Origin of the sequence: Rhodococcus sp. USK10, from assembly GCF_019378875.1 — a bacterium.
Taxonomy (GTDB): Bacteria; Actinomycetota; Actinomycetes; order Mycobacteriales; family Mycobacteriaceae; genus Rhodococcus_F; species Rhodococcus_F pseudokoreensis.
Genome location: NZ_CP076048.1, coordinates 197900 through 224858, shown reverse-complemented (window position 1 = coordinate 224858; position 26959 = coordinate 197900). Strand labels below are relative to the sequence as shown.

Below are 26959 nucleotides of genomic sequence, written 5' to 3'. Positions count from 1 at the left end.
CCGATGATGCAGCCGCAGGTTACAGTCGGAACCGGTTTTTCCTTCTTCAGCAGGGTGGGATCGCGATGAACTTGATCAAGAAATCGGCAGCATCGGTCCTCGTCGCAGCGACGGTGACACTCGGAGCGGGCACGGCGCACGCCGACCCCGTCGTACCGAACACGGGAACGCCGGCACTGGCGATCCCCGGCCGGCACGAGGTCGACAAGCAGCAGGCCCTCGAGAACATGCTCAACGAACTCGGCGTCGGCTGGGCCAACGGGGGAGCGGCCGGCACGGCGATCGGCGCGCTCATGGGTCTCGGCGTCGGATGTATCTCGATGTTCCCCGGCAGTCTCGCCGGGTGCATCATCGGCACCCCGATCGGCGCGATCACCGGTGCGATCGTCGGGATGGGCCAGGGTAACCCCAGGGCGGCGCAGGCCATCCAGGAGTACATCAACACGCCGTGAGTCGTTGTCCGTCAACTCTGTTCGCGGAGCCGACGGATCACGGGGGCGAACACCCCCAGGTACGGTTCGTGGACAGTGATGTACGAGAAGCCGTAACGTTCCCGATGGCTCCGGAGTTGCTCGGCCATCTCCTCCACGGTTCCCACGAGGACGTACGGAGTGCCGAGGACGTCGTCCACCGACAGGGTGCCGCCGAGCCGGTCCGCGATCTCGTTCGCTGCGGCCCGGCGGTCGTCCGTCTCGACGACCAACTGGACCAGTAGATGCCACTCGATGTCCTCGGCGCGCGCACCGGCATGGTTCCGCACGAAGCGAATTCGCTCGGCCGCCTCGTCCGCTTTGGCGAGACGGAATGTGCCCGGGGGCCGGCCCGGAATTTGAAACGTCCCCGCGACGCCGACGATGTCGGCGTGGGCGGCCGCGATCCGCAGCACCCGATCGCCGGTACCACCGATGATCAGGGGCGGGCCCGAGCCGCCGAACCCGCGCCGCTGCAACGGTCGTGGCACGGTGCGGCCCTCGGGTAGCTCGTCGAAGTCCGTGGTGAAGGACGTGCGGAGGCCGTCGACCACTTCCGACAACTGCTCGACCCGGCCGCCGAACGGCTTCCATTCGATGCCCGCGGCGTCGAACTCCCACTTCATGTGCCCGGCACCGAGACCGATCTCGAGCCGTCCGTCGGTGAGGACGTCCGTCGTCGCGATCTCGCGAGCGAGCAGGGCGGCGTTCCAGAACGGTGAGTTGAGCACCAGAGTTCCGACCCGCAGTCCCGTGGCGCCGGCGACGGCCACCAGGAGGGGAAACGGTGCCGGGGCGCCGAGATGGTCGGCGGCGAACACGGTGTCGTAGCCGGCGCTCTCGCCGAGCCGGCATCGATCGAGAAGGGCGTCGCGGGAGTCGAACCCGAAAATGTTGAACGAGAATCGGAAATCGCGCATGGACTTCACGATGCACCTGAAGTGGCTCCAACGGCGCCGAATGCGCAGGGCGAACACGGCAACTTCAGCGTCAGGAGTGTGATGCTTGCCACACCTGTTCCGGTTTTCCCATGTGGTCGCGCCGAATCGCCCTGCAAGTTCAACGCTTAGGGCAGGCATGCCTTATCTTCTGCGATGTGACAAACACGAGCTCACGCCTTCAAGGCGCCAGTGTCGACTATGCCATCGCGGCGTTCCGCGTGGTTGTCGGTTTCCTCTTCTTCTGCCATGGAACTTCGACGTTGTTCGCGTGGCCGACCGCACCTCACAGCGGGCACACCGCAGCGGTAGGTGCCTGGCCGAGCTGGTGGGGTGCCGTGATCCAACTCGTTTGCGGCGCCGCGTTGGTCCTCGGCCTCGGGACGCGAATCGCGGCGTTCCTCGCCTCGGGTTCGATGGCGTACGCCTACTTCTGGAGCCACCAGCCGGACGGTGCCCTCCCCATCCAGAACAACGGTGAACTCTCGGCCATCTTCTGCTGGGCCCTGTTCCTCATGATCTTCCTCGGCGGCGGTGCACTCTCGCTCGATCGCCTCATCGCTCGTGGCGGGCGCACGGCGCAGGCCGACGACGGCGCCACCGCCGGCGAATCCGGACCCACGGACGAGTTGCGGGAAGTGAACGCCTGAAGAACGTCTCGTGAACCCGGGTGATGACTGTCATCTCCCGGCTCGCCTGAACAGGCGAACAGTGCCCAGCGTCGCGAAGACTGCTGGGCACTGCTCTCGCGATCGGTGTCGACCGAGGTGAGTGTCGGTACGGCTACCGTGTTCGGTACGTCGACGAAAAGGGTGGCCGCGCCAGCCGGAGCAGTTCCAGCGCCAGCAGCGAACCCCGCGGGCCCAATTCGTCCTGATAGCGGCGGATCACGTCGGTCTCCCCACCGAGCGCGACCATCGGTGCACCGGACTCGACCCGGGTGCGAGCCGCGAGCTGTGCGAGAACGAGGCGGCGATTGACCGCATCCAGGATCTCCGCATCGAGGCGGGCGATCTCGGCGTGAACTCGGTCGAGATCCGTGCCATCGGAGACTGCGGCGTCTTCGGTGACTGCCCCGGAATCAGTGTCCGTCATCGTTGCTCCTCGACTGGGTGACCGTGTACGACAATCGTCGGACGGAAGCGGCCGCAGCGACAGGCACCCTGGGGTGACGATCGGCGACCCCTGTCCGGCGCCGGCCGACCGAGTGGGTGCGGTGAACCGATTCCGCGTTACCGCAGTGCGATGAACCGCTGCAATTTCCCGCTCGCCTGATGGCGCTGCAGGTGGTCGACGACCTCGATCCGGACCTGCGGATCGGACAGTCCTTGCCGGCGCAACGCCGCGGCGACAGCCGACGAAAGCCGGGGGACGTCGGGGTCGCCGACCGCGAAGATTTCCGCACCGTCGACGGTCTGCCGGACCTGGTACTCGGAGACGCGCGGGTCTGCGCCCAGGACGTAACGAAACGTGCTCGCGGGCACCGTCTTCGTCCCGTAACGGAAGTCGTCGTCGCGCCGACCACCGATGTCGGCGACGCGTACGAACGCACTTCCGCAGGGGCAGGTCCCGGGCAGCAACGTGACCTGATCGCCGAGGTCGTAACGGATGAAGGGAAACGTCCGGTTGGCCAGGCCCGTGGCGAGCGTTCGCGCCGCGGGTGCATCGGCGGCGACCGGGGTGCCACTGTCGCCGACACGTTCGAGAACGACCTCGTCCTCGCACACGTGCAGACCCTCGCCGTGTCCGCAACCCACTGCCTGCACGCCGATCTCGGTCGAGCCCCAGAGGTTGTGGATCGTCGCCGACCAGGCCTCGTCGATGGCGTGCCGGTCCTCGTCCAGCAGTGGCTCGGAATTGGTGCTCACCCGGACGGGGCGGACCTGCAGATCACCGGCCAGGGCGGCCCGGGCGAGCCGTCCGATCACCGACGCATAGCCGACCAGGTGCGTGGGCCGGGCCGCGGCGACCGCGGCGACGATCTCGTCGAACGGTGCGCCCGCCGGGATCACGACGGTCTCCATCCCCGGTGCGGTCGGCACATCGAACAGGGGGGTGCTCGCGTGCGGAGGGATTCCGGCCGCCAGCACGGCGAGACGCGAAGGAGACCGCACCGGCGCCCGCCGTTCCGCCCGTGTCTGTATCCGCCAGGCCAGGCACGCGGCCGACACGTAGAACTGCCAATCCCAGACGTAGACGCCGCGGACCCCGCTCGACCCACCCGAACTGAAGACCTGTTCGTCGGTCGGGGTGTACGAAAACCATTGCTGCTCGGCCAGAATCCGCTCGGCGCGCTCGCGGTCGAGGTCACGTGTGGTGACGATCGAATCCCACTCGTCCTGTGCGTCCTGCTTGGTCATCATCGGCAGCGACGCCAGGTCCGCGACCGTGGCCGTGGACGGGTCCAGTTCACGTAGTCGCCGGGCGTGAAACAGCGACCGCTCACGGGCGTGCGAGAGGAGGGCCCGCAGCCGTGCGGTCCGGTAGCGCTCGATCTGCTCTCGCGGCCAATCCAGGCGTCCCGTGTGGTCCTCGAGTGCTGCCTGAACCGCATTCACCTGGCCGGCGCGCACACGCGCGTATGCCGTGTGCCCCACGTCGTCCGGACCAACTCCGGGTACCGATCGGGACATGACGCCCTCCGCATCACCATGGTCCGGCGCACCACTGTCATCCATGCGTATTCGAGTCTTGCACAGCGGGGTGCCGACCGTCAGGGTGTGTGAATCTTCCGCAGGAGACGCTTCAGTGTCCGGGCGTCCCGCCACCCGAACAACGTGCGGTCCGCGGCGCGCCGCTGGAGACTGTCGACGACACGGGCCGGAACGGCGACCCGGTGCCGCACCGCGCTGTCCACGACCTCGAGGATCGCGCGCTGGGGCCGGTCGTCCTCGAGCGCGAAGCCCGCATCGTGCAGGGCGTCGGGAGGCAGTGCCGGCCGCAACGCAGAGACCACCTCGTATGCGAACGCGTGGAAATCTTCCCGGCCGGCGACGTTGCCGAACGTGACCGTCGCGATCGACCCGAGAAGCTCGCTCTCGCGGGCAAGGCGGGGGAGTTGTCGCTGCCAGTCGGGCGCGGCTGTGATTCCCGCTCCGGCGATAACGCCGACCGCTCCGAGGGCGCGAACGTGTTCGAACCACCCGTGCGGAGGCGTGACGACACCCTCGAAGAGAACGTCCGTGCCGTCCTCGATCACCAGGGTGCGCCCGTCGGCCGAGCGCAACGACAGCACGGCCGACGTCAGGTCGTCGACACCGTCGAAGACGGAACTCGGGTCCCGCCACCCGCGCCGGGCCAATTTCTGCAACAACGTATCCCGCGTCCCGGGCTCGACGTCGTAGTCCAGGGCCACCATCGGTGTACCCCGTCGGTCCGCTGCGGGTGCGTGGTAGATGACGACGGCGTCGACTGCTGATTCCGCCATGGATCGTTACGATGCCACAGAAAAAGTCCGACTGGAAGGTTTTGTCCTTCGTGTCGGCGCGCCTCGATCCATTTTCTGCACGAGCGCTCCGTCGCGATTGCGGTGCGGCGACCTCTTTGAAAGCCTCGGACGATGGGAGGCTTCATCGGGCAGCACGCGGCCGCTGTCACCAGCCTGGCCTTCGTGGTCTCCGGCCTCGCAGTCCTCGCGGGTCGCCGGCGCGACGCGCCGTCCGTCACCTACGGCCTGCTCGTCGTCGCGGTCGGTCTCGGGTCGCTCGTCCAGCACGGACCTGACCCGTCGTGGCAGGGATACGCGCACGACATCCCGATCGCGACGTTGCTCGCGTACATCGCCGTAGACGCCGCGTCCGATCGGTTCGGCCGCCGGCTGTCGCCGGGGTGGTGGCTCGCTGTTCCGTTCCTGATGATTCCCACAGTGGCTGCCGGCCCGACGGCGTCGACGATCGTGCAGGCATTGCTCGCCGCGGCCGCAGTGGGACTCTGCCTCGAACGCGCCCGCGCCCGACCGGAGTTGCGGCGCACGACGGTCGTCGCGGCAGTGCTTATCGCATCCGGGGCGCTGCTCGGCGCCGTGGACGACAATCTCCTGCTTGGCCACGCGCTGTGGCACGTGCTCGCCGCCGCCGGATTGTGGCGGCTGGCGCCCACGATCGGGCGAAGGGCTATGCCGGGTCCGCGACACTGTGGGAGATGGTGCGGTTGACCGACAGGACCCGCTGCACGCGCGCCCATTCGATCTCGCAGACCGCGCCGTTGACGATGCGCGGCACCGCTGTGGCGGACCAGCGCCAATCGGGTCGCCTCGCTCATCGCGGCGATCCTGCGAGCGCCGCCGCACCGGTAGCGAGCGGCACGTCGGCCTCCGTCGGGGCCGGGTAGAACAGGGCTCGGCGGATCGTCAGCCCGGCGCGGTCGCCGACAACCGGCCGGGTTCCGTGGACCGCACACCGGAATTCGGTCCCGCGGCAGGACGCGACGACGTCGCTCGAGTCGCGCCCGAAGAGTGACGACATCGTGATCCCCGGGGCGGTGCCCGCGCTGTCCGTCGACGTCACTTCGATGTCGGACGGCAGCACGGGGAGGATGCCGGCTCCGGATGACCTGTCCGCCAGCCGATCCCGACCCACGTGCTCACTGCCGTCGGCGCTCGCGAAGCCGTGGTCGGTCACAGCGCCGGACAGTAGGTTCGCGTCCGAGAGAAATTTTGCGACAACTGGCTGATCCGCGCCGAGAACTGCTGCCCCAGGATGTCGCGCGGCGCCTCCACGCTGCGACCCGCGGTGGTGAATTGCAACGCGGCATCCTGGATCGGTGAGGACGAGAAACCGTTGCCCACCAGTAGAATCCGACGGGCCCGCACGATCAGGTCCACGACGGCGGCGAAACCGGCGCGATCGATGGTGGCGCGAGTCGCGGTGAGCGCCTCGGCTGCGGCCCCGAACGCCGTGCCCACCGGGGTGGCTGCCGCAGCCTCGGGATCCGTTGTCACACCCGCCAGTCAAAGATGCCGGAATCCGCGGAAACCCAGACGCTGGCACGCCCGCACCACCGTCGCCGGGGACGTACCCGACGCCGCCGCCAGTTCCGCCGTCGACGACTCCACCACCGCCGCGGGCTCGTCGAGTACGACCCGCGCATCGGCTGAGCCATGCGACATGTCGGCACTGTCCTGTTCGTCCCCGCGCCGGCGGACTCCGGCGGTGCCGGGATCGTCAGGGTAGTCACTGCACCGCCACCTCTGACGGTCGGGAGCGTCCGTTCACCGCACCGCCATCCGGCATCTGCGTGCGCGTTCAGTAGATGTCGGAATTGTCACGACATGGCTTCGAAACGGTATCGAAACCTCAGAACTGCACAATTTTCACTCGCGTTTCTCAATAGTCGAACATCCGTACCTTGTTCATGCCGTGTGAATTTCGGGAGGAGGCCACGTTCGGGGGCCCGCCGCTGCAGATCTGCCGACGCGGGTTCGTGATCCCGACACCTTCGAGGCGCGGGACGAGGCACCGAAAGGATGGCCGGCAATCGACGTGAAGTCGCCGGCACGCCGCGTCCGCAAGCGCGGAGAGGATTGAGCCAGCATGACCACTCGCAACATGGAGAAACGCACCTTCGGCTGGATCGCCCTGATCGGCGCGGCCGCCACCGTTCTACTGGGGCTGGGCGCGGGAACCGCGTTCGGCGCGCCGCACGATTGGGAAGAAGTCGCGGAGTGCGAAAGCGGCGGAGACTGGACCACCGACACCGGAAACGGGTTCTACGGCGGCCTGCAGTTCACACCGGAAACCTGGAAGGCGAACGGCGGGAAGGGCGACCCCTCGGAAGCCAGTGAGGCCGAGCAGATCCGGGTCGCCGAGAACGTCCTGAAAACCCAAGGCCCCGGCGCGTGGCCGGTCTGCGGCCAGTATCTGAAGAAGGGTGGCACAGCGCCCGTCGAGGTACCCCCCGTTACCAAGACGCCTGCACCGGCAATCGAGACTCCCGACCCCGTCGAGACCCCGGATGTCGTGGAGACGCCGGACGCTGTCGAGACGCCTGATCTCGCGGAGACTCCGGACGTCGTCGAGACGCCCGTACCGGTCGAAGTACCTGCGACAGTCGAGGATCCCGCCACGGTGAAGGCCGCCGCCCAGGAGGCCCTGGACAGAGCCCGCGCGCTCGCCGCGCAGAACGGGTCGAGTGAGGAGTTCGAGGAGAGGGCCGCGGCACCGCGGTAATGTCCGACGCTTCTTGTGCGAACTAACCACACAGAACTGTCGTGTCGTCGCCTACGAAGGAGCTCTCGTGCAGAAGAAGTCCGCTCGGCGTGCCGCAGCATTGGCCGGGATCCTGGCCGCACCCCTCGTCCTCGGAGCCACCGTCGGCGCCGGTACCGCGAGTGCCGAACCATGGCATGTCGGACCCGTCTACCGTGCCGAGACGTCCAGCGAAGGCGCGGAGTACTTCTGCGGGAAGGCCGCGGCGCTCGAACAGACGTCCGGGGTCGTGATCGTGCCGTGCACGTTCGACTCGGCCACCGCCGTCTGGTACCGCGTCGTCTTCAACCCGGCCAATTGGGGCTTCGACCTCTGAGGCGGACCGCACAGGTCGGCGCCGCACCTGACGAAGCGGTGCCTGGACGCGTCCGCTGCGCTCCGCTTCGTCGAGTGTGCCGTCGCCCGGTGAAGCGCAGACTCCTCGGTATGGCCGAGGAAAGAACAGCATGAGTGTCGAGACAGCCCAGCGCAGAGAGATCGACCTCGCGATGGCGAGAAGTTGGCTCCTGGTTCCCGCGGTCGGGAGCGAGGTTCTCGCCGCGGCGGCTGCCTCGGGCGCCGACGCGCTGATCATCGACCTCGAGGACGGCTTGCCGTTCGCCACGAAGGACGAGGGTCGTGCCGTCGCCGCCGCGTGGCTCGAACGGAACCCGGGCTGGGTGCGAATCAACGACGCAACCACCCCGCACTGGCAGCGCGACCTCGACGCGATCCGCGGCCTGTTCGGGCTGCGCGGGGTGATGCTGTCGAAAACCGAAGCGCCCGGACAGGTGCGGGACACCGCCGCCGAGATCCCCGGTGTCCCCGTGGTCGCCCTCATCGAATCGGCGGAGGCCGTCGTGGCCGTGGACGACATCGCTCGTACCGCTCCCGTTGCGCGACTCGCGTTCGGGATCGGCGACTACTGCCGCGACACCGGCGCCGGACGCACACCGATGGCGTTGTCTTACGCCCGGTCCCGGCTCGTCATTGCCAGCCGGGCTGCCCGCATCGCGGCTCCGATCGACGGACCGACGCTGGCGCAGGACGCCGAGATCGTCCGTGACGACACTCGCCTTGCCTGCGACATGGGGATGACCGGGAAACTGACCCTCGCGAACCAGCAGGTGCCCGTGATCAACACCGCGCTGGCTCCCGACTCGGACGACATCTCCTGGGCTGAGTCGACGATCGAGCGACTGGGTTCGGACGCTAGCCGGGTCACGCACGGCGGTCATCCGCCGCAACTCGCCCGTGCCCATGACATCCTCCGTCGCGCGGACCACTTCGCGGCGCGGGCCTAGGACGGGTCGGCGACGTCGCGTCCGGCCTCCCGGGTCGCGCGGTACGCGGTGAAGACTCCGGCCGTCGCGATGACGCCGAGGCCGAGGAACAGCAGTTGCGCCGCGGCGAGGGTCGACGGTGCTCCGAGATTGACCAGCACACCGGCGACCGCGGACCCGACGGCCATTGCGATCAACTCGACGGTGTTGAGCCCGGCCGCCGCCTTGGCGCCCTCCTGAGCGTCGTCGGTGCTCTGCATGGCGGCGACCATCAGGTGCGGGAAGGTGAGTCCGATGCCGGCGCCTGCGGCGGCCAGCGTGACCGCCCCCAGAATCGCCACGGCGAGTCCGGCGTCTTCGCGCCAGAGGGCCGCCGTGAGGAGACCATCCGACCGACATCATGGCGCCGAGGAATCCCGCGGCGAACGGCGCCAGTCCGGCGAGCCGTTGACCGAACAGCGGTGTGAAGGCCTCGGACACGGTCCCGGATGCGAGGACCGCGATGGTGAGGTAGATCCACTTCAGGGACGACGCCCGGTGGTACGTCGACCGCGGCAGCACTCGGCGCGGTGATCGCCGTTCCCAGGCCAGGAACGCAGCGATGAAGGCGACTCCCACTGCGATCAGGATCAGCATGTGGGTGCGGTTTCCGAGGATGCCCGCCACGCCGATCGCGATCGTCGCGAGGGTGAGCAGCGTCAGCGACGTGGCGGGGACGGGTTCGCTGCCGCGCACACGCTCGGTGCGCGGCAGTGCACGGGGCGCGATCACGGCGATGACGGCGGCGACAACCGCCAGCGCGACGAACGCGAGTCGCCACTGGCCGAGTTGGTTGCGCGGGCCCACAGGCGTTCGGGCAGCGCCTCGCGCAGCACGGCGTAACTCGCGCCGGCGAGCAGGCCCCCGCCGATCCCCTGCACTGCACGTCCGACGAGGAGCACCTCCATCGACGGGCCGATCGCGCAGATCATCTTGCCGGCGAAGAACGGCGCCAGCGCGAACAGATACGCACCGAGCGGCCCGCGGTGTGCGAGGAGGCGGCTCACGGTCATCGACGAGATCACCGATGCCACCATGAAGACGGTCGCGCTCCACGCATACATCGATTCGTGACCGAGCTCGCCGATGGCGGTGGGCAGGAGACTCGTTGTCAGGAAGATGTTGACGGCGTGCAGTCCGACGCCGCCTGCGAGGACAGCGGAGGTGGATCGGTACCGGGGTCCGAGCAATTCGGACCAGCCGGCCTGTGACGGGGCGGTCGTGGTCATGCACTCCACGCTAAAATCTCGAGTGGACTCGAGATCAAGGGGAAGATGTGATGTCTTTGGATCCGAAGGACCTGCTGTCTGTGGGGGAGGTGTCCCGCCGCACCGGTGTGGCCGTGTCGGCCCTCCACTACTACGAGCAACCCGGGCTGATCTCGTCGCCTCGAACACGAACTCACCGTATGCATCGGGTGCGGGTGCCTGTCGATGAAGGCGTGCTATTTGCTCGACCCCGAAGATGAACTCGCCGTAGAGGGTTCGGGTCCGAACCGACTCTGACGATGTCGGGTCGGTCAGAGGTATTCGTGGCGGTGTCCGCATTCGAGGCCGTCGGGGGCCGATCGTGAGCATCGATTCATGCAGTGGAAGACCCGGTACCGTTTGCCCGGAGGCAGCGACGCGAATCCGGCGTGGGCGTCCTTGATTTCGTATCCGATCGGACCGTGGCAGGACGAACAGGTCTTGGTCGCGTCGGTTCCGGTCTGCATTCATCCATCGTAGGGCGGTTCAGGGGCGGGCACGGAGAAATTCACGTCCCACCTCGAAAGCCGGCATCGTTGCCCCGACCATACCGGGGACAGCGGGAAAGTCCACCGGAGTCGCAGTCGCGAGATCCCAAGAAGGGCAGTAACGCTCACGAACTTGCTTATTCCCTACCGGTGGCTATGGTGCATGCAGGCATCAACGCCATCTACCGGAGGACTGAAATGTGAATGCAGCTACCGATCGTCAATGGGCGGTTCGTGACGCTGTTCTGCGTTGGCTTCTCGCGAAGGCCACCGAAGGGTATCGGAGTCCGATTCTGGACGCGCACGCCGTCGGTGAGACCGTCGGCTGGGCGCCGTCGCCCTTGACCCGGGACGAAGTGGCCGACGCGTCGAATCATCTCTACAGGGAAGGGTATGTGACGGGCGTGCCGGTGATGGGTATCGGGATTCCGCGCCCGATGCTGACGGTGGCCGGGCGGCGGGTCGCCGAGGGCGGACGGTCGCTGCGCCCAGTCGATTGCCGTCACGACGTCGAGGGCGGGCACTCGGTCCTCGAAAGCGGCCTCGTGCATTAACGATAGGTGAGTGGCACGGTGTGCGTCCGTACACCGTGCCACTCACGTGCGGGGATGGCACACTGCGGGTGTGGAGCTTTCGCAGACCGTCGAATGGCGCGGCAGATCGGTGGCGTGGGACAGGTTCGGGAACGGCCCCGCCGTGGTGATGTGCCACGGGACGCCGTGGTCTTCGCAGCTGTGGTGGTCGTTCGCACGCGCACTCGCCGCCGAGTTCTGGGTCTACCTGTGGGACATGCCCGGGTACGGGCAGTCCTCGAAGGTCGGCGCCCATGACGTCGATCTCGGCGTCCAGGGGGAACTGCTCGCCGACCTCCTCGAACATTGGGACCTCGACGCACCTCATGTCGTCGCCCACGACTACGGAGGCGCCGTCTCGCTCCGCGCCCATCTCCTGCACGGCGCGCGGTACGCCTCGCTGGCCCTGATCGACGTGGTGGCACTGCGGCCGTGGGGATCCGACTACTTCCGGCTCGTCGCGGACAACGCCGACGTCTTCGCCGCGCAACCGCCGTCCGTGCACCGTGGTGCGCTCGAGGCGTACATCGCGGGCGCCTCCCACCGCGGCCTGACCCCCGCTCAGATGGCCGTGTTGACCACGCCGTGGCTGTCGGAGGAGGGTCAGGTCGCGTTCTACCGGCAGATCGCCCAGGCCGACGAGCGGTTCACCGACGAGATCCAGGACCGGTACGCGTCGATCGAGGTTCCCGTTGCGATCGTGTGGGGCAGAGACGATGCCTGGATCCTCGTCGACCGGGCCGACGAACTGGCGCGCCTCATCCCCGGAGCGACACTCGAGGTCATCGACGGCGCCGGGCACCTGATCCAGTTCGACGCTCCCGTCGAACTGGCGGTGTCTCTGCACAGGTGGCTCACGGCGCAGTCAAACCCTCGATGACGGCGGCGGTCGTGTCGGCGATCGCCTGGTTGTTTCCCTGCGCGTCTTCCTGATTCGTGAGGCTGTCGGTGAGGACGGCGAGGACGACGGGGGAGCCGTCCGGACTCCACGCGACACCGGCGTCGTTGGCGGTCCCGAACCCGCCGCCACCGGTCTTGTCGGCGGCGGTCCATCCAGGCGGCAGACCGGCGCGCATCCGCTTGTCCGAAGTCTTGCTCGCCCGCATCCAGTCGATGAGCTGATCGCGGCTCGCCGCGTCGAGCGCATCTCCCAAAAGCAAGGCCCGGAAACCCTGGACGAGGCCGGCCGGGGTCGTCGTGTCCCGGGGATCGCCGCGGAATGCGGTGTTGAGTTCGGTCTCCCACCGATCCAGCCGCGTGCTCTCGTCGCCGAGGTCGCGGGCGAGTGCGGTGATCGCCTGCGGGCCGCCGATCTCGCGGAGCAGATAGTTTCCGGCGGTGTTGTCACTCCGGGTCAGCGCCGCTTCGGCGATCTGCCCCAACGTCATCGGGGTGCCCACGGCAGCGGCGGTGACCGGCGAGTTCTCGACGAGATCGCCGGGTTCGATCACCACAGTCTTGTCGAGGGACGTCGACCCGTCCTCGATCTTGCGCAGGACCGCGGCGGACGCGTAGGCCTTGAATGTCGAACACATGGCGAACCGTTCGTCGCCCCGGTGGCTGTAGACCGCGCCGGACGCGGGATCGAAAGCCGTCACGCCGATCCGCGTGGCGTACTGCGCCTCCAGTGCGTCGATTTTCGCGTCCAGGGACTGGCGATCCGGCGCCGCCACCACCTCCGACGTCACGGGTGGGGTCTGCTCCGCGGTGGCCGTGCACGCCCCGACCAGCAGCGGCAGAGCCACTGCCAGGGCAACGGCGCCGCGACGACCGGTGCGCCGAGGCTTCGGATGATTGGGCTTTGGGTGATGTCGATGTCTGGGCATGGATCCAATGTGGGGTGCCCCTGCCCATAGCGCAAAGACGACTCGGCCGTCGCCGCGAGTCGGGTGCGCTATCACTCCAGTTCAGGGGGGCGTTTTGTGTGCGCGAAGTGGCGGTGTCGCCCGAACCGGGCGGTCGGAACTGGTTCAATGGGCGCCATGGATCTGCTTCGCCATCTGAGTTTCTTTGTCGCCGTTGCGGAAGAGGGACACTTCGGGAATGCCGCGTCGCGACTCGGCATGACGCAGCCGCCGCTGTCGCAGGGGGTCCGTCGGCTCGAACAGAGACTCGGCACGGAGTTGATTCAGCGCAGTGCCCGCGGGGTCGGACTCACCGACGCCGGACGCCAATTGCTTCCGCGTGCGCGGCTTCTCGTGGACGACGCGACCCGATTCGAGGACGAGGCGCACCGCATCGCGGGTGGTCGCGACGCGGTGGTGCGATGGGGTGTCCCGCACTCGGTGGCCGACGCCGTGGTGGTGCGGTGTGTCCGTGCGCTACGCGACGCCGACATTACGCACCCCACCCGGGTGGAGACGACCACGGCGTCCACCACCGAACTCGTGGACGGCGTCCGTGCGGGCAGCCTCGACGTCGCCGTGGTCGGACACCCGGCCCTGCTGACGGGTCTCGACAGCGGCCCGGTCATCAAGCTCCGGCGGTGGGTGGTGGTGCCCGACGACCACCCGGTGACAGCCGCGAAGAAGGTGCAGGTCCGGATGCTGCGGGGGCTGACGCTGGCCACCGGTCCGCGCGCGGACAATCCGCCGGCCCACGACCTGTTCGTCGACCTGTGGCGGGTCCGGGGTCTGGACCCGGACATCGTGATCGCCTCGGGGCAGCGGGAACTCCTCACGCGCGTGTCCGCCGGCGGGCACTTCGGGGTGACGGCGACGCCGCCCGCGGCGATGCCGGGTGTGGCGTGGGTCGATCTGCTGCGCGACGACCTCTCGCTGCGCGTGCGCATCGTCTGGCGCTCCGGGGCCGACGTCGCATCGTCTGCCGCCGCCCTCGACCGGGTGCTGATCAGGGCCGATCGATGACCTCGGCGGAGAAGCGGATCCGAGACGTCTTCGCCGATGCCGGGTGCACGGGATGGTTGCACGCCCGCCGCGTCGGAACCCCGCTCGACGACGCCGGCGACATCGCGGTCGGCGCGGACGACCTCGTCGTGCTCGCGTCCGTCTACAAACTTCCGCTGCTCGTGGCCCTGTGCCGCGCTTTCGAATCCGGGGAGCTGTCGCCGACCGCGACCGTCCGGGTGAATCCGGCCGACTGCACTCCGGGGCCGACCGGCGTGTCGACGTTCCGTGACCCGGTGGTGCTGAGCTGGCGGGATCTGGCGCTGTCGATGATGACCGTGTCCGACAACGCGGCCGCGGACCTGGTTCTCGGGCAGGTGGGACTCGAGAGCGTCGAGCGGGCACTGTCCGACCTGGGCCTGACGGACACGCGCATCATCGGCGGCACGGCGGATACGCACCGCAGTCTGGTCATCGATGCCCACGCGCACACCACCGCCGAAGCATTCGCGGCGCTGGCCGACAACGACGAGGCGTGGACGGTGTCCGCCTACGACCCGTCGTACGCGAGCGCGACGACACCGCGGGAGATGACGTCGCTTCTCGACGCGATCTGGACCGGACGGGCGGTGCCCGGGGCGCAGGGCGAGTTCGTCCGGCAGGTGATGTCCGCGCAGATCTGGCAGCACCGCATCCGTTCCGGGTTTCCGCACTCGGGGGTGGACGTCGCCGGGAAGACCGGGACCATCGGCGCCATTCGCAACGAGGTGGCAGTCGTGACGTTTCCCGGCGAGATTCCCGTCGCCGTCGCCGTCTTCACCCGCGCCGCCCGGACGGACCCGGTGCTACCGGTGGTCGATGCCGCCATCGGGCACGTCGCCCGGATCGCGGTGACCGAACTCCGTTCCGGCAGCGTCGAGTGAGGGCTGTCCCGGTGCTCAGCCCGGGTAGCGCCGGGGCGTGAAGACCCGAGTCCCGTGTTCGTTCTCGACGACGGTCGTCATGGAGGAGCCGACGATGAGCAGGCACCGCATGTCGATCTCGGCGGGGTCGAGGTCGGCGAGGCGCACGACCCGCACAGACTCCTGCGCGCCCGCCACGTCGCGGCCGATGATCACCGGGGTGTCGGGGGAGCGGTGCTCCAGGACGAGGTCGCGCATCGCGGCGACCTGCCAGGTGCGTGACTTCGACGCCGGGTTGTAGACGGCGAAGGCCATGTCGGCGCTCGCGACGGCCGAGATGCGCTGCGCCACAACATCCCACGGCTTGAGTCGATCGGACAGGGACAGTACGGCGTAGTCGTGCCCGAGGGGTGCGCCGACCCGGCTCGCCACGGCGTTCGCGGCGGTCATGCCGGGCAGGACACGGACGGGGACGCCTCGCCACTGTTCCTCGGCGGCCACTTCCAGCACCGCCGCGGCCATCGCGAACACACCGGGGTCGCCCGAGGACACGACGGCGACGCGGGCCCCGTTCTTGGCGAGGTCGAGCGCCATCGCGGCCCGTTCGGCCTCGACCCGGTTGTCGCTGGAGTGCCGGCGCTGGCCCGGACGTTCGGGGACCCGGTCGATGTACGGCCCGTATCCGACGAGATCGGTGGCCAGCGACAGTTCGTGCTGCACTTCCGGGGTCGTCCAGGCCTGATCACCGGGGCCGAGCCCGACGACGACGAGTTCGCCCTGCGGTGGCTGGTCGTCGCGGCGGGCGTTCGACGGACTGGGCACGATGGCGATCGAGAAGTAGGGGACGTCGCTGTCCGACACGTCGTCCGCGTGGTCGATCTTCTGCCGGGTCGTGCTGGCCCGCTCGACGTACCACGTCTCGTCGATGCGCCCGGAGTCCTTCAACGCCTGCCGCACCGCCGGGTAGGTGCGTCCGAGTTTCAGGATGGCGGCGGCGTCGGTCTCGCGCAGGCGCCGCGTCAGCTCACCGCGCGGCAGGGTGCCGGGCAGGACGGTGAGGATTTCTTCGCCCTCGACGAGCGGCATCGCCAGCGCGGCCGAGGCGGCGCTGATCGACGTCACCCCGGGAATCACCTCCGCCTCGAAGCGCTGCGCCAGCCGCTTGTGCATGTGCATGTAGGAGCTGTAGAACAGCGGGTCGCCCGCGGCGAGGAGCGCCACCGAACGGCCGGCCTCGAGGTGCGCGGCGAGCCGCTGCGACGCTTCCTCGTAGAACTCGTCCATCGCCCCCTGGTATCCGCCGGGGTGGTCGACGGACTCGGTGGTGACCGGGTAGACGAGGTGTTCCTCGATCTGGCCCTCACTCAGGTACGGGGCCGCGACCGCGCGCGAGATGCTCTTGCCGTGCCGGGCGCTGTGGAACGCCACCACGTCGGCCTCGGCGATGACCCGCGCAGCCTTGACGGTCACCAGTTCCGGGTCGCCCGGTCCGATGCCGACGCCCCACAGCTTGCCGGTCGACCGCTCTTCGGAACTCATTCGACTTCGCTCGCAATCGCATTCAGCGCCGCCGCCGTGATGGCACTGCCACCGCGGCGGCCGCGGACCACCAGATAGTCGAGTCCGCTCGGGTGCTCGATCAACGCTTCCTTCGACTCCGCCGCGCCGATGAACCCGACCGGGCCGCCCACGATCGCCGCGGGCCGGGGTGCACCGGATTCGATCATGTCCAGCAGGTAGAACAGGGCGGTCGGGGCATTGCCGATCGCGACGACGGCGCCCTCGAGCTTGCCGCCCCACAATTCGAGCGCGGCCGCCGAGCGGGTGTTCCCGATCTGCTCGGCCAGCACCGGAACCCGGGGGTCGCGGAGGGTGCAGATCACCTCGTTGTCCGCCGGGAGCCGCTTGCGGGTCACGCCGGCAGCGACCATCTGCGCGTCGCACAGGATCGGGGCGCCGTTCGCCAGCGCCGCGCGGGCGGCCTTCACGACGCCGGGAGTGAACGCGACGTCGTCCACGAGATCGACCTGGCCGCTCGCGTGAATCATGCGGACCACGGCCTGTGAGACGTCCTCGGGAAAGGCACTGAGATCCGCTTCGGCGCGGATCGTGGCGAAGGACTGGCGGTAGATCTCCGCGCCGTCTCGGATGTACTCGATCATCCGCTCACGATAGAGGCTCCGGGTTCACCGCTTGTCCACCCGGTAACCCGTCTCGGTGGCGACGACGTCGGCGACCTCGCCCTTGGGGCGGCCGCAGCACCGCTCGCAGCCCGACCAGTGCTGTCGGCCCTCCACCGGGAGTTCGCCGCTCGCGACGGCGTCCCGCGCGTCGGTCCGGACATCGGCGAGCGCCTTCTCGCACCCGGGTTGCCCGGTGCAGGCGCTGACGTTCAGCCACGGGGAGTTCTCGTCGAAGATCAGGCCCATCGGGGCGAGGACCCGGACCACCTGCTCGGCGGACCACTCTTCCAGATCGCACAGCAGCACCGTTTTCCACGGCGTGACGATCACCGGCTTCTCGACCGCGGCGAGGAACTCCGCCAGCCGGGCGTCGAGGACACCGAACGCGAGACCGCCGCCGAGGGTCACGTTGCCGTCCGGCTGGTCGAGCCACCCGATCGGCGGCCGGTGCTCGTCGAACCCGGGCACCGGGTCGGCGGTCGGTGCGAGCGTCAACGCCGACAGCGTCCGGTCGACCCCGTCGGCGATTTCGGACAGCCGCCAGTGTCGATCGCGCAGTTCCAGGAAGACGCGGGCGGCATCGACGAGCACCGACACCGCGTCCGCTGTCGGGATCCGGGCCCCGCTGTCGCGACCGGCGAGGATCAGCGCGACCTCCGCCCCATCGACCGCGTGGACCCCGAAATCGCCGCCGAGCGCGGAGACGTCGCCGCGTCCGTCGTCCAGGGTGAACAGGGTGCGGCCGGGCAGGTCCGCCAACGCGGGGTCGGCGCACAACGTCCGGTCGAGGACACCGACCAGTTCGCGCAGGTCCGTGAGGCCACCGATCCGGCCGGTCAGCGGCGAGACGAGGATGTTCCGAACCCGCTCGTGCGTCTCCGACGGCAGCAGACCCACGCCGGCGAGCCGCCGGGCGAACTCCAGCGGGTCGCGGACCGCCCGCAGTTGCGCGTTGCCGCGGGACGTCAGTTCGATCTCGCCGTTCCCGAGGTCGCGCGCCGATTCCGCGAGGGTCTGCAGCTGGGCGGACGTCAGCACGCCGCCTGGGAGGCGCACCCGGGCGAGCGCACCGTCGGCCGCCTGGTGGACCTGCAACGCGCCGGGGCATGCATCGGGGCGGGAACGGGAGTCGACCATGGTCCCAGGTTACGTCCGGCCCCGGGTAGCATCACCAGCACTTGCGACAGCAGGAGAGGAAGCCGGTGAGAATCCGGTGCGGTCGCGCCACTGTGAGCTCGCCGAAACCGGTGGGCGAGCCAGACCCTCACCTGCCGTCCTCCGACCTCCGGTTCCGCACAGAACCACCGCCACGGGGCGCGACACCCCAGGAAGGCTCCACACGTGATCCTGCTGCTCTCCACCTCCGACACCGACCTGCTCAGCGCACGCGCCAGCGGGGCGGACTACCGCTGGGCCAACCCGGCACGGCTGCTGGTCGAGGAGGATCTGCCGGGACTGCTCGACGGCGCCGACCTGGTGGTGGTGCGCATCCTCGGCGGCAAGCGGGCGTGGGAAGAGGGACTTCACGCGGTCCTGGCCAGTGGACTGCCCGTGGTGGTCCTCGGCGGCGAGCACGCCCCGGACGCCGAGTTGATGGAGTGCTCGACGGTCGCGGCCGGTGTCTCGGCGGAGGCGCACAACTATCTCGCCGAGGGCGGCGCCGACAACCTCGCCCAACTGCACCACTTCCTGTCCGACACCGTGCTGCTGACCGGTCACGGTTTCGAGGCGCCGGTCCACCTGCCGAGCTGGGGTGTCGCGCCGTTCGCGCCCGACGCCGACGCGGACCGCCCCACGATCGCCGTTCTCTACTACCGCGCCCAGCACCTGGCCGGGAACACCCGCTACATCGAGACCCTGTGCGACGCCGTCGACGCGGCGGGCGGCACTCCGCTGCCGATCTTCTGCGCGTCGCTGCGCACCGCCGAACCGGAGTTGCTGACGACGCTGCGCCGCGCGGACGCGATGGTGGTCACCGTGCTCGCCGCCGGCGGCACCAAGCCGGCGGGCGTCTCGGCCGGCGGTGACGACGAGGCGTGGGACGTCGCCGCGCTGGCCGCGCTGGACGTGCCGATCCTGCAGGGGCTCTGCCTGACCAGCAGCCGGGAGTCGTGGGAGTCCAACGACGACGGACTGTCCCCGCTCGACGTCGCCACTCAGGTCGCGGTCCCCGAGTTCGACGGCCGGCTGATCACGGTGCCGTTTTCGTTCAAGGAGATCGACGCCGACGGCCTGTCCACTTACGTTCCCGACGCCGAGCGCGCCTCCCGGGTGGCGGGCATCGCCGTCCGGCACGCCCGGCTGCGGCACATCCCCGCCCCCGAGCGCCGGATCGCCCTGATGCTGTCGGCGTACCCGACGAAGCACGCCCGCATCGGCAACGCCGTCGGTCTCGACACCCCGGCCAGCGCGATCAGGTTGCTCACCGAGATGCGGGCCGCCGGCTACGACCTGGGCCCCGCGGACGGGCCGGACTCCGTGCCCGGCCTCGCAGCCCAGGACGGCGACGCGCTGATCCACGCCCTCATCGCCGCCGGCGGCCAGGACCCGGACTGGCTGACCGCGGAGCAACTGGAGGGGAACCCGATCCGGATCTCCGCCGCCCGCTACCGCGAATGGTTCTCGGCGCTGCCCGCGGAACTGCGCGAGGGCGTCGAGGAACACTGGGGACCCGCGCCGGGCGAACTCTACGTCGACCGCTCGCAGGACCCCGACGGTGAAATCGTCATCGCTGCAATGCAGTTCGGCAACCTCGTGCTGATGGTGCAGCCGCCCCGGGGATTCGGGGAGAAGCCGGTCGCGATCTACCACGACCCGGACCTGCCGCCGAGCCACCACTACCTCGCCGCTTATCGGTGGATCGCGGCGGACGCCGCGGCGGGTGGTTTCGGCGCCGACGCCGTCGTCCATCTCGGCAAGCACGGAAACCTCGAATGGCTGCCCGGCAAGACGCTCGGCATGTCCGCCTCGTGCGGCACCGATGCCGCGCTCGGCGACCTGCCCCTCATCTACCCGTTCCTCGTCAACGACCCGGGCGAGGGCACACAGGCCAAGCGCCGCGCCCACGCGACCCTCGTCGATCACCTGATCCCGCCGATGGCCCGCGCCGAGAGCTACGGCGACATCTCGCGGCTCGAGCAGCTCCTCGACGAGCACTCGAACATCTCCGCACTCGACCCGTCCAAGCTGCCCGCCATTCGCCAGCAGATCTGGACGCTGATGCGTGCCGCCAAGATGGACCACGACCTCGGACTCGAGGAACGTCCCGACGAGGACGTGTTCGACGACATGCTGCTGCACGTCGACGGCTGGCTGTGCGAGATCAAGGACGTCCAGATCCGGGACGGCCTCCATGTGCTCGGTGCGGCGCCCCGGGACGACGCCGAGGTCGAACTGGTGCTCGCCATGCTGCGCGCCCGGCAGATGTGGGGCGGCGAACAGAACGTCCCCGGACTCCGCGAGGCTCTCGGCCTCAGCGAGGACGGCGACGAATCCCGCACCCGCGTGGACGAGATCGAGCAGCAGGCGCACGCGCTGGTACAGGGCATGCACGACGCCGACTGGAACCCGGACGCCGCCGACACCCTCACCGACGACGCCACGGTCGCGAAGATCCTCCGTTTCGCCGCCACCGAGGTGGTGCCGCGGCTACGGGAGACGGACAATGAGATCGCCCAGGTGCTGCACGCGCTCGACGGCGGTTTCATCGCCGCCGGGCCGAGCGGGTCGCCGCTGCGCGGGCTGATCAACGTGCTCCCGACTGGCCGTAACTTCTACTCCGTCGACCCGAAGGCCGTGCCGTCGCGGCTCGCCTGGGAGACCGGTCAGGCGATGGCCGAATCGTTGCTGGACCGCTACAAGTCCGATCACGGCGAGTGGCCGCGGTCGGTCGGTCTGTCCGTGTGGGGCACGTCCGCGATGCGCACGTCCGGCGACGACATCGCCGAGGTGTTCGCGCTCCTCGGCGTGCGCCCGGTGTGGGACGAGGCGAGCCGGCGGGTGGTGAACCTCGAGGTGATCGACCTCGAGGAACTGGGCCGTCCGCGCATCGACGTCACGGTCCGGATCAGCGGCTTCTTCCGGGACGCGTTCCCGCACGTCCTGGCGCTGCTCGACGACGCCGTCCGGCTCGTCGCCGCACTGGACGAACCGGCCGAGAGCAACTTCGTGCGCGCCCATGCGCAGGCGGATCTCGCCGAGCACGGCGACGAACGTCGCGCGACCACCCGCATCTTCGGGTCCAAGCCGGGCACCTACGGGGCCGGACTGCTGCAGCTGATCGACTCCAAGAGCTGGCGCGGCGACGCCGACCTCGCCGACGTGTACACCACGTGGGGTGGCTTCGCGTACGGCCGCGGACTCGACGGCGCACCCGCCGCCGACGACATGCGGACGGCCTATCGGCGAATCACCGTGGCGGCCAAGAACACCGACACCCGCGAACACGACATCGCGGACGCCGACGATTACTTCCAGTACCACGGCGGAATGGTCGCGACCGTGCGGGCGCTCACCGGGAAGTCCCCCGAGGCGTACATCGGCGACAGCACCCGGCCCGAGTCGGTGCGCACCCGGACCCTGTCGGAGGAGACGTCCCGCGTCTTCCGGGCCCGGGTCGTCAACCCGCGATGGCTCGAGGCGATGCGCCGCCACGGCTACAAGGGTGCGTTCGAGATGGCGGCGACCGTCGACTACCTGTTCGGATACGACGCCACCACCAACGTCGTCGCTGACTGGATGTACGAGAAACTCGCCGAGTCGTACGTGCTGGACGAGCAGAACCGCAAGTTCATGGAACAGTCCAATCCGTGGGCCCTGCACGGCATCGCCGAACGCCTCCTCGAGGCGGCCGAGCGGGACATGTGGGAGCACCCCGAGCAGCAGACCCTCGACGGCCTGCGGCAGGTGTACCTCGAAACCGAAGGCGAACTCGAAGGGGACTGACCGGCGTCCGGGCTAGCATGGCCGGGTGACCACAGAATTCGATCGGGTGTCGTCCGCGAAGTATGTCCTGCTCACCACGTTTCGGAAAGACGGCACCCCGGTGGCGACGCCACTGTGGGCCGCCGCCGACGGTGACCGTCTGCTGATGTGGACGGTCACCGATTCCTACAAGGTCAAACGCATCCGCCGCAATCCGGAGGTGACGGTGGCCGCGTGCGACGCGCGCGGCAAGCCGAAGGGCCCCGAGGTCCCCGCCCGCGCCGTCATCCTCGACGCCGCGGACACCGACCACACCCGGGACGTGATCGCCCGCAAGTACGGCATCCTCGGCTGGCTCACGATGAAAGGCAGCCTCCTGCGCCGAGGGAAGACCGGCACCATAGGACTCGCCGTCACGGCCGACGACCGGTAGCCCTTGTGTGGTCCGATGCGTCTCCCGGTGGGGCTCGGGCGCATACGATCTGGTGATGTCGCAGACGCTTCCCGCAGATGTTCGCCGCGGACAGCTCATCGAGGCGGGGCTGGCGATCGCCGCTCACCAGGGTGTCGCCGCGCTGACCATCCGCCGCCTGGCCGACGCGGCCGGTGTGTCGCTCGGGGTGGCGCACTACCACTTCGAGGACAAGGAAGAACTCCTGATCGAGATGGGGGAGAACCTGATCCTGCAGGTCAGCGAGTCGATGCGGGCGGCATTCGGCCGGCTGACGGGGGCCGCCGAACTGCCGGGCATTCCCGGTCTTCGGGAACTCCTCTCTGCCGGGATCGGCGGCCTGTGGCCGGTCATCGAGGCCACCCCCGACCACCAGTTGCTGACCTACGAGATCACCGCGAGGGCCCTGCGGCGCCGCGGCGCCGGCCACGACTCCGCCGGGGCGGTCGCGAGCCACCAGTACCGCACCATGGATGCCGAAGCTATCGCGTTCCTCGATCTGTGCGCTCACCGGGCCGGTGTCGCCTGGGGCACGCCCGTCGAGCAGGTCGCGCGCTTCGCGTTGGCGGCGCTCGACGGGCTGGTGCTGCGGTGGCTCGTCGACCGCGACGGCGACGCCGCGCTCGCCGCTCTCGACGACCTGGTCCAGGTCGTCACCTCGAAGGCACTGGACGATGGCTGACCGACGGCATGTACTCCTGTGTCGGGCACCCGCAGACGGGGGCAGACGAGATCAATGCCCGGCCTGCCCCGGTATCTCGGTCACCAGTGTCCGAGATTGCCCTGCCAGATCGCCGAAATGATGTAGAGCGCCACGGTCAGTAGGTAGTACAAGTTGATCATTGTGCGCACCTCCTCGTCAGGGGCACAGCGGTTGCGGGCGGATGTCCCCGTGCCGGCTGGGTACCCCGTACGCCACGACTCAAGCGGGGTGCGCTGACATGCTGCGATCGGTGTTCATCACAGCATCGGCTCGGCCTGTCACCGACGGGGTCATCGTCAAGTTAATTGTGTGTCTTGATGATTCGGGCTGCGATGTCGTTGCCCGGATCGGTGGGTGTGAATAGACTTCCCGCGTTCATCCTTCAGGTGGCAGCGGCGTTCGTGGTCGTTCCAGATCGTTCGTTCCAGATTGTGAAAGCGGTCCGTCATGTCGTGTCGCGATGCGGTCGTCGACAGGCCCTCGAGGAGTTTGCGGACGAGCTCCTTGGGCACCTTGCCGCGGAGGCACCGGCGACGCGCCACGCCACCCCACCCGGCAGCACTCGTTCCACTCGCGGGTCCACTGCGCCCGATCCGGCACCGCCTAGAATGGGGTGATACGGACGCCTTCGCTGCATCGGGCGGGGTGGTCCGGCGGGGCTGCTCGTGAGCCGACCCGTGGGAGGTGGCCATGCAACCGTCCGACCGGATGTGGGCGCTGCCGCGGCGGGCTCGGGTCACGATCGTGGTGACGGTGGCTGCCGTTGCGGTGCTGGTGATCGGGCCGCGTCTGGTCGTGGGGTATACCGATTGGCTGTGGTTCGGTGAGGTCGGCTACCGCCGAGTGTGGGGGACCGTCCTGGTCACCCGGCTGATCCTGTTCACGGCGGTGACGCTGCTGGTGGGTGCGGTGATCTTCGCGGCGACGGTGTGGGCGTACCGATCCCGCCCACTGTTCGCGGCCGCTGCCGCGGACGCGGCGAAGGATCCGCTCGAGCGGTACCGGACGGTGGTGCAGCGGCGCCCGCGGGCGTTCGCGGTGGGAATCGCGCTGTTGCTGGCGCTGCCGTTCGGGTTGCACGCGCAGTCGAGTTGGGAGACGGTGCAACTGTTTTTGCACGGCGGCGGCTTCGGCACCGTGGACGCGGAGTTCGGGTACGACATCGGTTTCTACGTCTTCGACCTGCCGTTCTACCGGCTGATCCTGACGTGGCTGTTCATGGCGGTGTTCCTGGCGTTGCTGATCGGGTTGGGCACCCACTACCTGTTCGGCGGCATCCGGCTGGCACCGAGCAAGGACCACCTCATCGAGGTGTCCCGACCGGCGCGCATCCAGCTCGCGGTGCTTGCGGGCACGTTCATCGCGCTGAAGGGGGCCTCCTACTGGTTCGACCGGTACTCCTTGTTGTGGAGCGGCCGGAAGGAGCCCACCTTCACCGGGGCCGGATACACCGACATCAACGCGGTGCTGCCGGCCCGGTTGATCATGGTCGCGATCGCGGTGCTGTGCGCGGCGGCGTTTTTCGCCGCGATCGCGGTGCGGGACCTGCGGATCCCGGCGATGGCCACGGCGCTGCTGGTGCTCTCGGCGATTCTGGTCGGCGGAATCTATCCGGCGCTGATCGAGCAGTTCTCGGTCCGCCCGAACGCCGCCGACCGGGAGAGTCCCTACATCGAACGGAACATCGCCGCGACCCGGCAGGCCTACGGAATCGGCCCGGACCGGGTCGACTACCTCGACTATCCCGGGGTGGGCACCCGGCCGCCCCGGGACATTCCCGCCGACGTCACCACCATCGCCAACGCTCGCCTGCTGGACCCGACCGTGCTCTCGCGCACTTTCACCCAGCAGCAACAGCTGAAGAACTTCTACGGTTTCCCCGAGCACCTCGACATCGACCGCTACACCATCGACGGACGACTCGCCGACTACATCGTCGCCGCACGCGAGCTCTCCCCGAACAGCCTCAGCGGCAACCAGACCCAGTGGATCAACCGGCACACCGTGTACACCCACGGCAACGGGTTCGTCGCCGCCCCCGCCAACCGGGTCAACGCCGCCGTCCGCGACGCCGCCGGTCAGAGCGCGAGCAGCGACAGCGGGTACCCGATCTACGCGGTCAGCGACATCGCCTCGCAGGCGGGCGGCGGCCAGGTGATCCCGGTGGAGCAACCGCGCATCTATTTCGGTGAGGTGATCGCGCAGGCGGACCCGGACTACGCCATAGTCGGCGGACCCGAGGGTGCGCCGCCGCGCGAGTACGACACCGACACCGCCCAGTACACCTACACCGGCACCGGTGGGGTGCCGGTGGGAAGCTGGGTCAACCGGCTGGCGTTCGCCGCCCGGTACGCCGAACGCAACATCCTGTTCTCCGGCGCCATCGGGCCGGGGTCGAAGATCATCTTCAACCGGGACCCGGCCACCCGGGTCGAACATGTCGCCCCGTGGCTGACCACCGACACCAACCCGTATCCGGCGGTGGTCGGCGGCCGGATCGTGTGGATCGTCGACGGCTACACCACCGCCGCCCACTACCCGTACTCGCAGGTTGGCGCACTCGCCGAGCCGGTGGTCACCGACACCGGCCGCACCCTGCCCCTCGAGCAGGTGTCCTACGTGCGGAACTCGGTGAAGGCCACCGTCGACGCCTACGACGGCACCGTCACCCTCTACCAGGTCGACGAGAACGACCCGGTCCTGCGGGCGTGGATGAGCGTGTTCCCGGGCACGGTGCAGCCGCCGAAGGCGATCCCGATCGAGCTGCGCGCGCACTTCCGCTACCCCGAGGATCTGTTCCGCCTGCAGCGGGACCTGCTGGCGAAGTACCACGTCGACGATCCGCGGGAGTTCTTCACCACCAATGCATTCTGGTCGGTGCCCAGCGACCCGACCGCCGACACCGGTGGCGAGCAGCCGCCGTACTACGTCCTGGTCGGCGACTCCGGCACCGCGGCCCCGTCCTTCCGGCTCACCAGCGCCATGGTCGGCTTCAACCGGGAATTCCTCTCCGCCTACCTCTCGGTGCACTCCGACCCCGAAAACTACGGCAGAATCGACATTCTGCGGTTGCCGACGGACACCCAGACCCAGGGCCCGCGGCAGACCCAGAACTCGATGATCTCCGACACCCGCGTCGCCTCCGAGCGAACCCTCCTCGAGCGGTCCAACCGGATCTACTACGCCAACCTGCTGACCCTGCCGATCGCCGACGGCGGCATCCTCTACGTCGAACCGGTGTTCACCGAACGCTTGACCAGCACGCCCAACGGTTCCACGTTCCCGCAGCTGGCCCGGGTCCTGGTCAGCTACCGCGAACCCGGCACCGGCGGGGTGCGGATCGGATACGCCCCCACCCTCGCCGAGGCCCTCGACCAGGTCTTCGGCACCGGCACCGGCGCCGTCGCCACCGCACCCGGCGGCGACGCCACCACACCACCACCTACCGATGGGCAACCGCCGGCGCCGCCTCCACCGGGCGCCCCGCCCGCCCTGCCACCGGCGGCATCGGACCAGTTGACCGCGGCGGTCCTCGAACTCAACGACGCCCTGGCCAACCTGCGCGAGGCGCAACGCAACGGCGACTTCACCGCTTACGGCGCGGCCCTGGACCGCCTGCAACAGGCCATCGACACCTTTCTGGCCGCGGGCGGAACCCCGCACTGACCCGTCTCCTCGGCGCGTTCCACGCAATGACGTTGTGCCGTAGATGCGAACTGCAGGCAATGA

Annotated in this window: 26 protein-coding genes, 2 pseudogenes and 1 riboswitch; of the genes and pseudogenes, 15 read left to right on the top strand and 13 right to left on the bottom strand. The window is 69.0% G+C overall.

Going from position 1 to position 26959, the window contains the following annotated elements; genetic code table 11:
* Positions 1 to 65: 65 nt before the first annotated feature.
* Positions 66 to 452, top strand: coding sequence for a hypothetical protein (locus I1A62_RS07825; protein WP_124393815.1), 387 nt, complete (start codon positions 66 to 68; stop codon positions 450 to 452).
* 11 nt (positions 453 to 463) lie between these two features.
* Here the strand turns inward: I1A62_RS07825 and I1A62_RS07820 are convergent, their stop codons facing one another.
* Positions 464 to 1390, bottom strand: coding sequence for an LLM class F420-dependent oxidoreductase (locus I1A62_RS07820; RefSeq protein ID WP_219458422.1), 927 nt, complete (start codon positions 1388 to 1390; stop codon positions 464 to 466).
* A 176-nt stretch (positions 1391 to 1566) separates the two neighbouring features.
* Between I1A62_RS07820 and I1A62_RS07815 the strand changes: the two genes are divergently transcribed.
* On the top strand, positions 1567 to 2058 hold the full coding sequence (locus I1A62_RS07815; RefSeq protein WP_219458421.1) for a DoxX family protein: 492 nt from the start codon (positions 1567 to 1569) through the stop codon (positions 2056 to 2058).
* Between the two features lie 133 nt (positions 2059 to 2191).
* Here the strand turns inward: I1A62_RS07815 and I1A62_RS07810 are convergent, their stop codons facing one another.
* From I1A62_RS07810 to I1A62_RS07800, 3 genes are all read right to left on the bottom strand, one after another.
* The gene (locus I1A62_RS07810) at positions 2192 to 2503 is read right to left on the bottom strand and encodes a chorismate mutase (protein WP_219458420.1); all 312 of its coding nucleotides are present in this window, start codon (positions 2501 to 2503) and stop codon (positions 2192 to 2194) included.
* 137 nt (positions 2504 to 2640) lie between these two features.
* On the bottom strand, positions 2641 to 4041 hold the full coding sequence (locus tag I1A62_RS07805) for a phenylacetate--CoA ligase family protein (RefSeq protein ID WP_219458419.1): 1401 nt from the start codon (positions 4039 to 4041) through the stop codon (positions 2641 to 2643).
* 80 nt (positions 4042 to 4121) lie between these two features.
* A complete protein-coding gene (locus tag I1A62_RS07800; protein WP_219458418.1) occupies positions 4122 to 4835 on the bottom strand; it encodes a hypothetical protein in 714 nt (237 codons plus the stop codon).
* A gap of 132 nt (positions 4836 to 4967) precedes the next feature.
* On the opposite strand from I1A62_RS07800, the gene I1A62_RS07795 reads away from it, so the two are divergent.
* Positions 4968 to 5561, top strand: a complete 594-nt coding sequence (locus I1A62_RS07795) for a hypothetical protein (RefSeq protein ID WP_219458417.1) — start codon at positions 4968 to 4970, stop codon at positions 5559 to 5561.
* A gap of 103 nt (positions 5562 to 5664) precedes the next feature.
* Here the strand turns inward: I1A62_RS07795 and I1A62_RS07790 are convergent, their stop codons facing one another.
* From I1A62_RS07790 to I1A62_RS07780, 3 genes are read right to left on the bottom strand one after another with little or no spacing between them, the layout of a single operon-like run.
* Positions 5665 to 6027 carry a hypothetical protein gene (locus tag I1A62_RS07790; RefSeq protein ID WP_219458416.1) on the bottom strand — a complete coding sequence of 121 codons (363 nt, stop codon included), beginning with the start codon at positions 6025 to 6027 and terminating at the stop codon, positions 5665 to 5667.
* Positions 6024 to 6347: a hypothetical protein gene (locus tag I1A62_RS07785; protein ID WP_219458415.1), complete on the bottom strand. Its 324-nt coding sequence runs from the start codon at positions 6345 to 6347 to the stop codon at positions 6024 to 6026. Before I1A62_RS07785 ends, I1A62_RS07790 begins: the two co-directional genes overlap by 4 nt.
* A 9-nt stretch (positions 6348 to 6356) precedes the next feature.
* Positions 6357 to 6515 (bottom strand): hypothetical protein, encoded by a 159-nt coding sequence (locus I1A62_RS07780; protein WP_219458414.1) that lies wholly within the window; start codon positions 6513 to 6515, stop codon positions 6357 to 6359.
* Between the two features lie 424 nt (positions 6516 to 6939).
* Here I1A62_RS07780 and I1A62_RS07775 point away from each other — a divergent pair, with 424 nt between their 5' ends.
* The 3 genes from I1A62_RS07775 (at position 6940) to I1A62_RS07765 (ending at position 8897) form a co-directional block, all read left to right on the top strand.
* Entirely contained in the window at positions 6940 to 7575 is a 636-nt protein-coding gene (locus tag I1A62_RS07775) for a transglycosylase family protein (protein WP_219458413.1), read from the top strand.
* A 67-nt stretch (positions 7576 to 7642) separates the two neighbouring features.
* Entirely contained in the window at positions 7643 to 7930 is a 288-nt protein-coding gene (locus tag I1A62_RS07770; protein WP_219458412.1) for a hypothetical protein, read from the top strand.
* A 130-nt stretch (positions 7931 to 8060) separates the two neighbouring features.
* Positions 8061 to 8897, top strand: coding sequence for a CoA ester lyase (locus I1A62_RS07765; protein WP_219458411.1), 837 nt, complete (start codon positions 8061 to 8063; stop codon positions 8895 to 8897).
* On the opposite strand, the pseudogene I1A62_RS47140 reads toward I1A62_RS07765, so the two are convergent.
* Positions 8894 to 10144, bottom strand: a pseudogene (locus tag I1A62_RS47140) (MFS transporter). The gene I1A62_RS07765 and the pseudogene I1A62_RS47140 overlap by 4 nt on opposite strands.
* Before the next feature lie 50 nt (positions 10145 to 10194).
* Between I1A62_RS47140 and I1A62_RS07755 the strand changes: the two are divergent.
* Positions 10195 to 10420 (top strand): annotated as a pseudogene (locus I1A62_RS07755) (MerR family DNA-binding transcriptional regulator).
* Positions 10421 to 10434: 14 nt separating this feature from the next.
* Here I1A62_RS07755 and I1A62_RS07750 read toward each other — a convergent pair.
* Positions 10435 to 10629: a hypothetical protein gene (locus I1A62_RS07750; RefSeq protein WP_219458410.1), complete on the bottom strand. Its 195-nt coding sequence runs from the start codon at positions 10627 to 10629 to the stop codon at positions 10435 to 10437.
* Positions 10630 to 10850: 221 nt separating this feature from the next.
* Between I1A62_RS07750 and I1A62_RS07745 the strand changes: the two genes are divergently transcribed.
* Entirely contained in the window at positions 10851 to 11204 is a 354-nt protein-coding gene (locus tag I1A62_RS07745) for a serine recombinase (RefSeq protein WP_124393825.1), read from the top strand.
* A 70-nt stretch (positions 11205 to 11274) separates the two neighbouring features.
* On the top strand, positions 11275 to 12102 hold the full coding sequence (locus I1A62_RS07740; protein WP_219458409.1) for an alpha/beta fold hydrolase: 828 nt from the start codon (positions 11275 to 11277) through the stop codon (positions 12100 to 12102).
* On the opposite strand, the gene bla is transcribed toward I1A62_RS07740, so the two are convergent.
* Positions 12077 to 13048 carry a class A beta-lactamase gene (bla, locus tag I1A62_RS07735; RefSeq protein WP_219458408.1) on the bottom strand — a complete coding sequence of 324 codons (972 nt, stop codon included), beginning with the start codon at positions 13046 to 13048 and terminating at the stop codon, positions 12077 to 12079. The genes I1A62_RS07740 and bla overlap by 26 nt on opposite strands.
* Positions 13049 to 13195: 147 nt before the next feature.
* Between bla and I1A62_RS07730 the strand changes: the two genes are divergently transcribed.
* Both I1A62_RS07730 and I1A62_RS07725 read left to right on the top strand, forming a co-directional pair.
* A complete protein-coding gene (locus I1A62_RS07730; protein WP_219458407.1) occupies positions 13196 to 14089 on the top strand; it encodes a LysR family transcriptional regulator in 894 nt (297 codons plus the stop codon).
* Positions 14086 to 14991, top strand: a complete 906-nt coding sequence (locus I1A62_RS07725) for a serine hydrolase (RefSeq protein WP_219458406.1) — start codon at positions 14086 to 14088, stop codon at positions 14989 to 14991. The genes I1A62_RS07730 and I1A62_RS07725 overlap by 4 nt, the downstream gene beginning before the upstream one ends.
* A 15-nt stretch (positions 14992 to 15006) precedes the next feature.
* Here the strand turns inward: I1A62_RS07725 and I1A62_RS07720 are convergent, their stop codons facing one another.
* The 3 genes from I1A62_RS07720 to cobG are packed head-to-tail and all read right to left on the bottom strand — an operon-like array spanning position 15007 to position 18290.
* The gene (locus tag I1A62_RS07720) at positions 15007 to 16509 is read right to left on the bottom strand and encodes a precorrin-2 C(20)-methyltransferase (protein ID WP_219458405.1); all 1503 of its coding nucleotides are present in this window, start codon (positions 16507 to 16509) and stop codon (positions 15007 to 15009) included.
* Positions 16506 to 17132, bottom strand: a complete 627-nt coding sequence (locus tag I1A62_RS07715; RefSeq protein ID WP_124393830.1) for a precorrin-8X methylmutase — start codon at positions 17130 to 17132, stop codon at positions 16506 to 16508. The genes I1A62_RS07720 and I1A62_RS07715 overlap by 4 nt, the downstream gene beginning before the upstream one ends.
* Before the next feature lie 24 nt (positions 17133 to 17156).
* Positions 17157 to 18290 (bottom strand): precorrin-3B synthase, encoded by a 1134-nt coding sequence (gene cobG, locus I1A62_RS07710; protein ID WP_219458404.1) that lies wholly within the window; start codon positions 18288 to 18290, stop codon positions 17157 to 17159.
* Between the two features lie 6 nt (positions 18291 to 18296).
* Positions 18297 to 18440: riboswitch (cobalamin riboswitch) on the top strand.
* Between the two features lie 54 nt (positions 18441 to 18494).
* Here cobG and cobN point away from each other — a divergent pair.
* From cobN to I1A62_RS07690, 4 genes are all read left to right on the top strand, one after another.
* Complete coding sequence (cobN, locus tag I1A62_RS07705) at positions 18495 to 22097, top strand: cobaltochelatase subunit CobN (protein WP_219458403.1); 3603 nt, start codon at positions 18495 to 18497, stop codon at positions 22095 to 22097.
* A gap of 25 nt (positions 22098 to 22122) precedes the next feature.
* A complete protein-coding gene (locus tag I1A62_RS07700) occupies positions 22123 to 22509 on the top strand; it encodes a PPOX class F420-dependent oxidoreductase (protein ID WP_206011390.1) in 387 nt (128 codons plus the stop codon).
* 55 nt (positions 22510 to 22564) lie between these two features.
* Positions 22565 to 23209: a TetR/AcrR family transcriptional regulator gene (locus tag I1A62_RS07695; protein ID WP_219458402.1), complete on the top strand. Its 645-nt coding sequence runs from the start codon at positions 22565 to 22567 to the stop codon at positions 23207 to 23209.
* 711 nt (positions 23210 to 23920) lie between these two features.
* A complete protein-coding gene (locus I1A62_RS07690) occupies positions 23921 to 26896 on the top strand; it encodes a UPF0182 family protein (RefSeq protein WP_219458401.1) in 2976 nt (991 codons plus the stop codon).
* Positions 26897 to 26959: the final 63 nt, after the last annotated feature.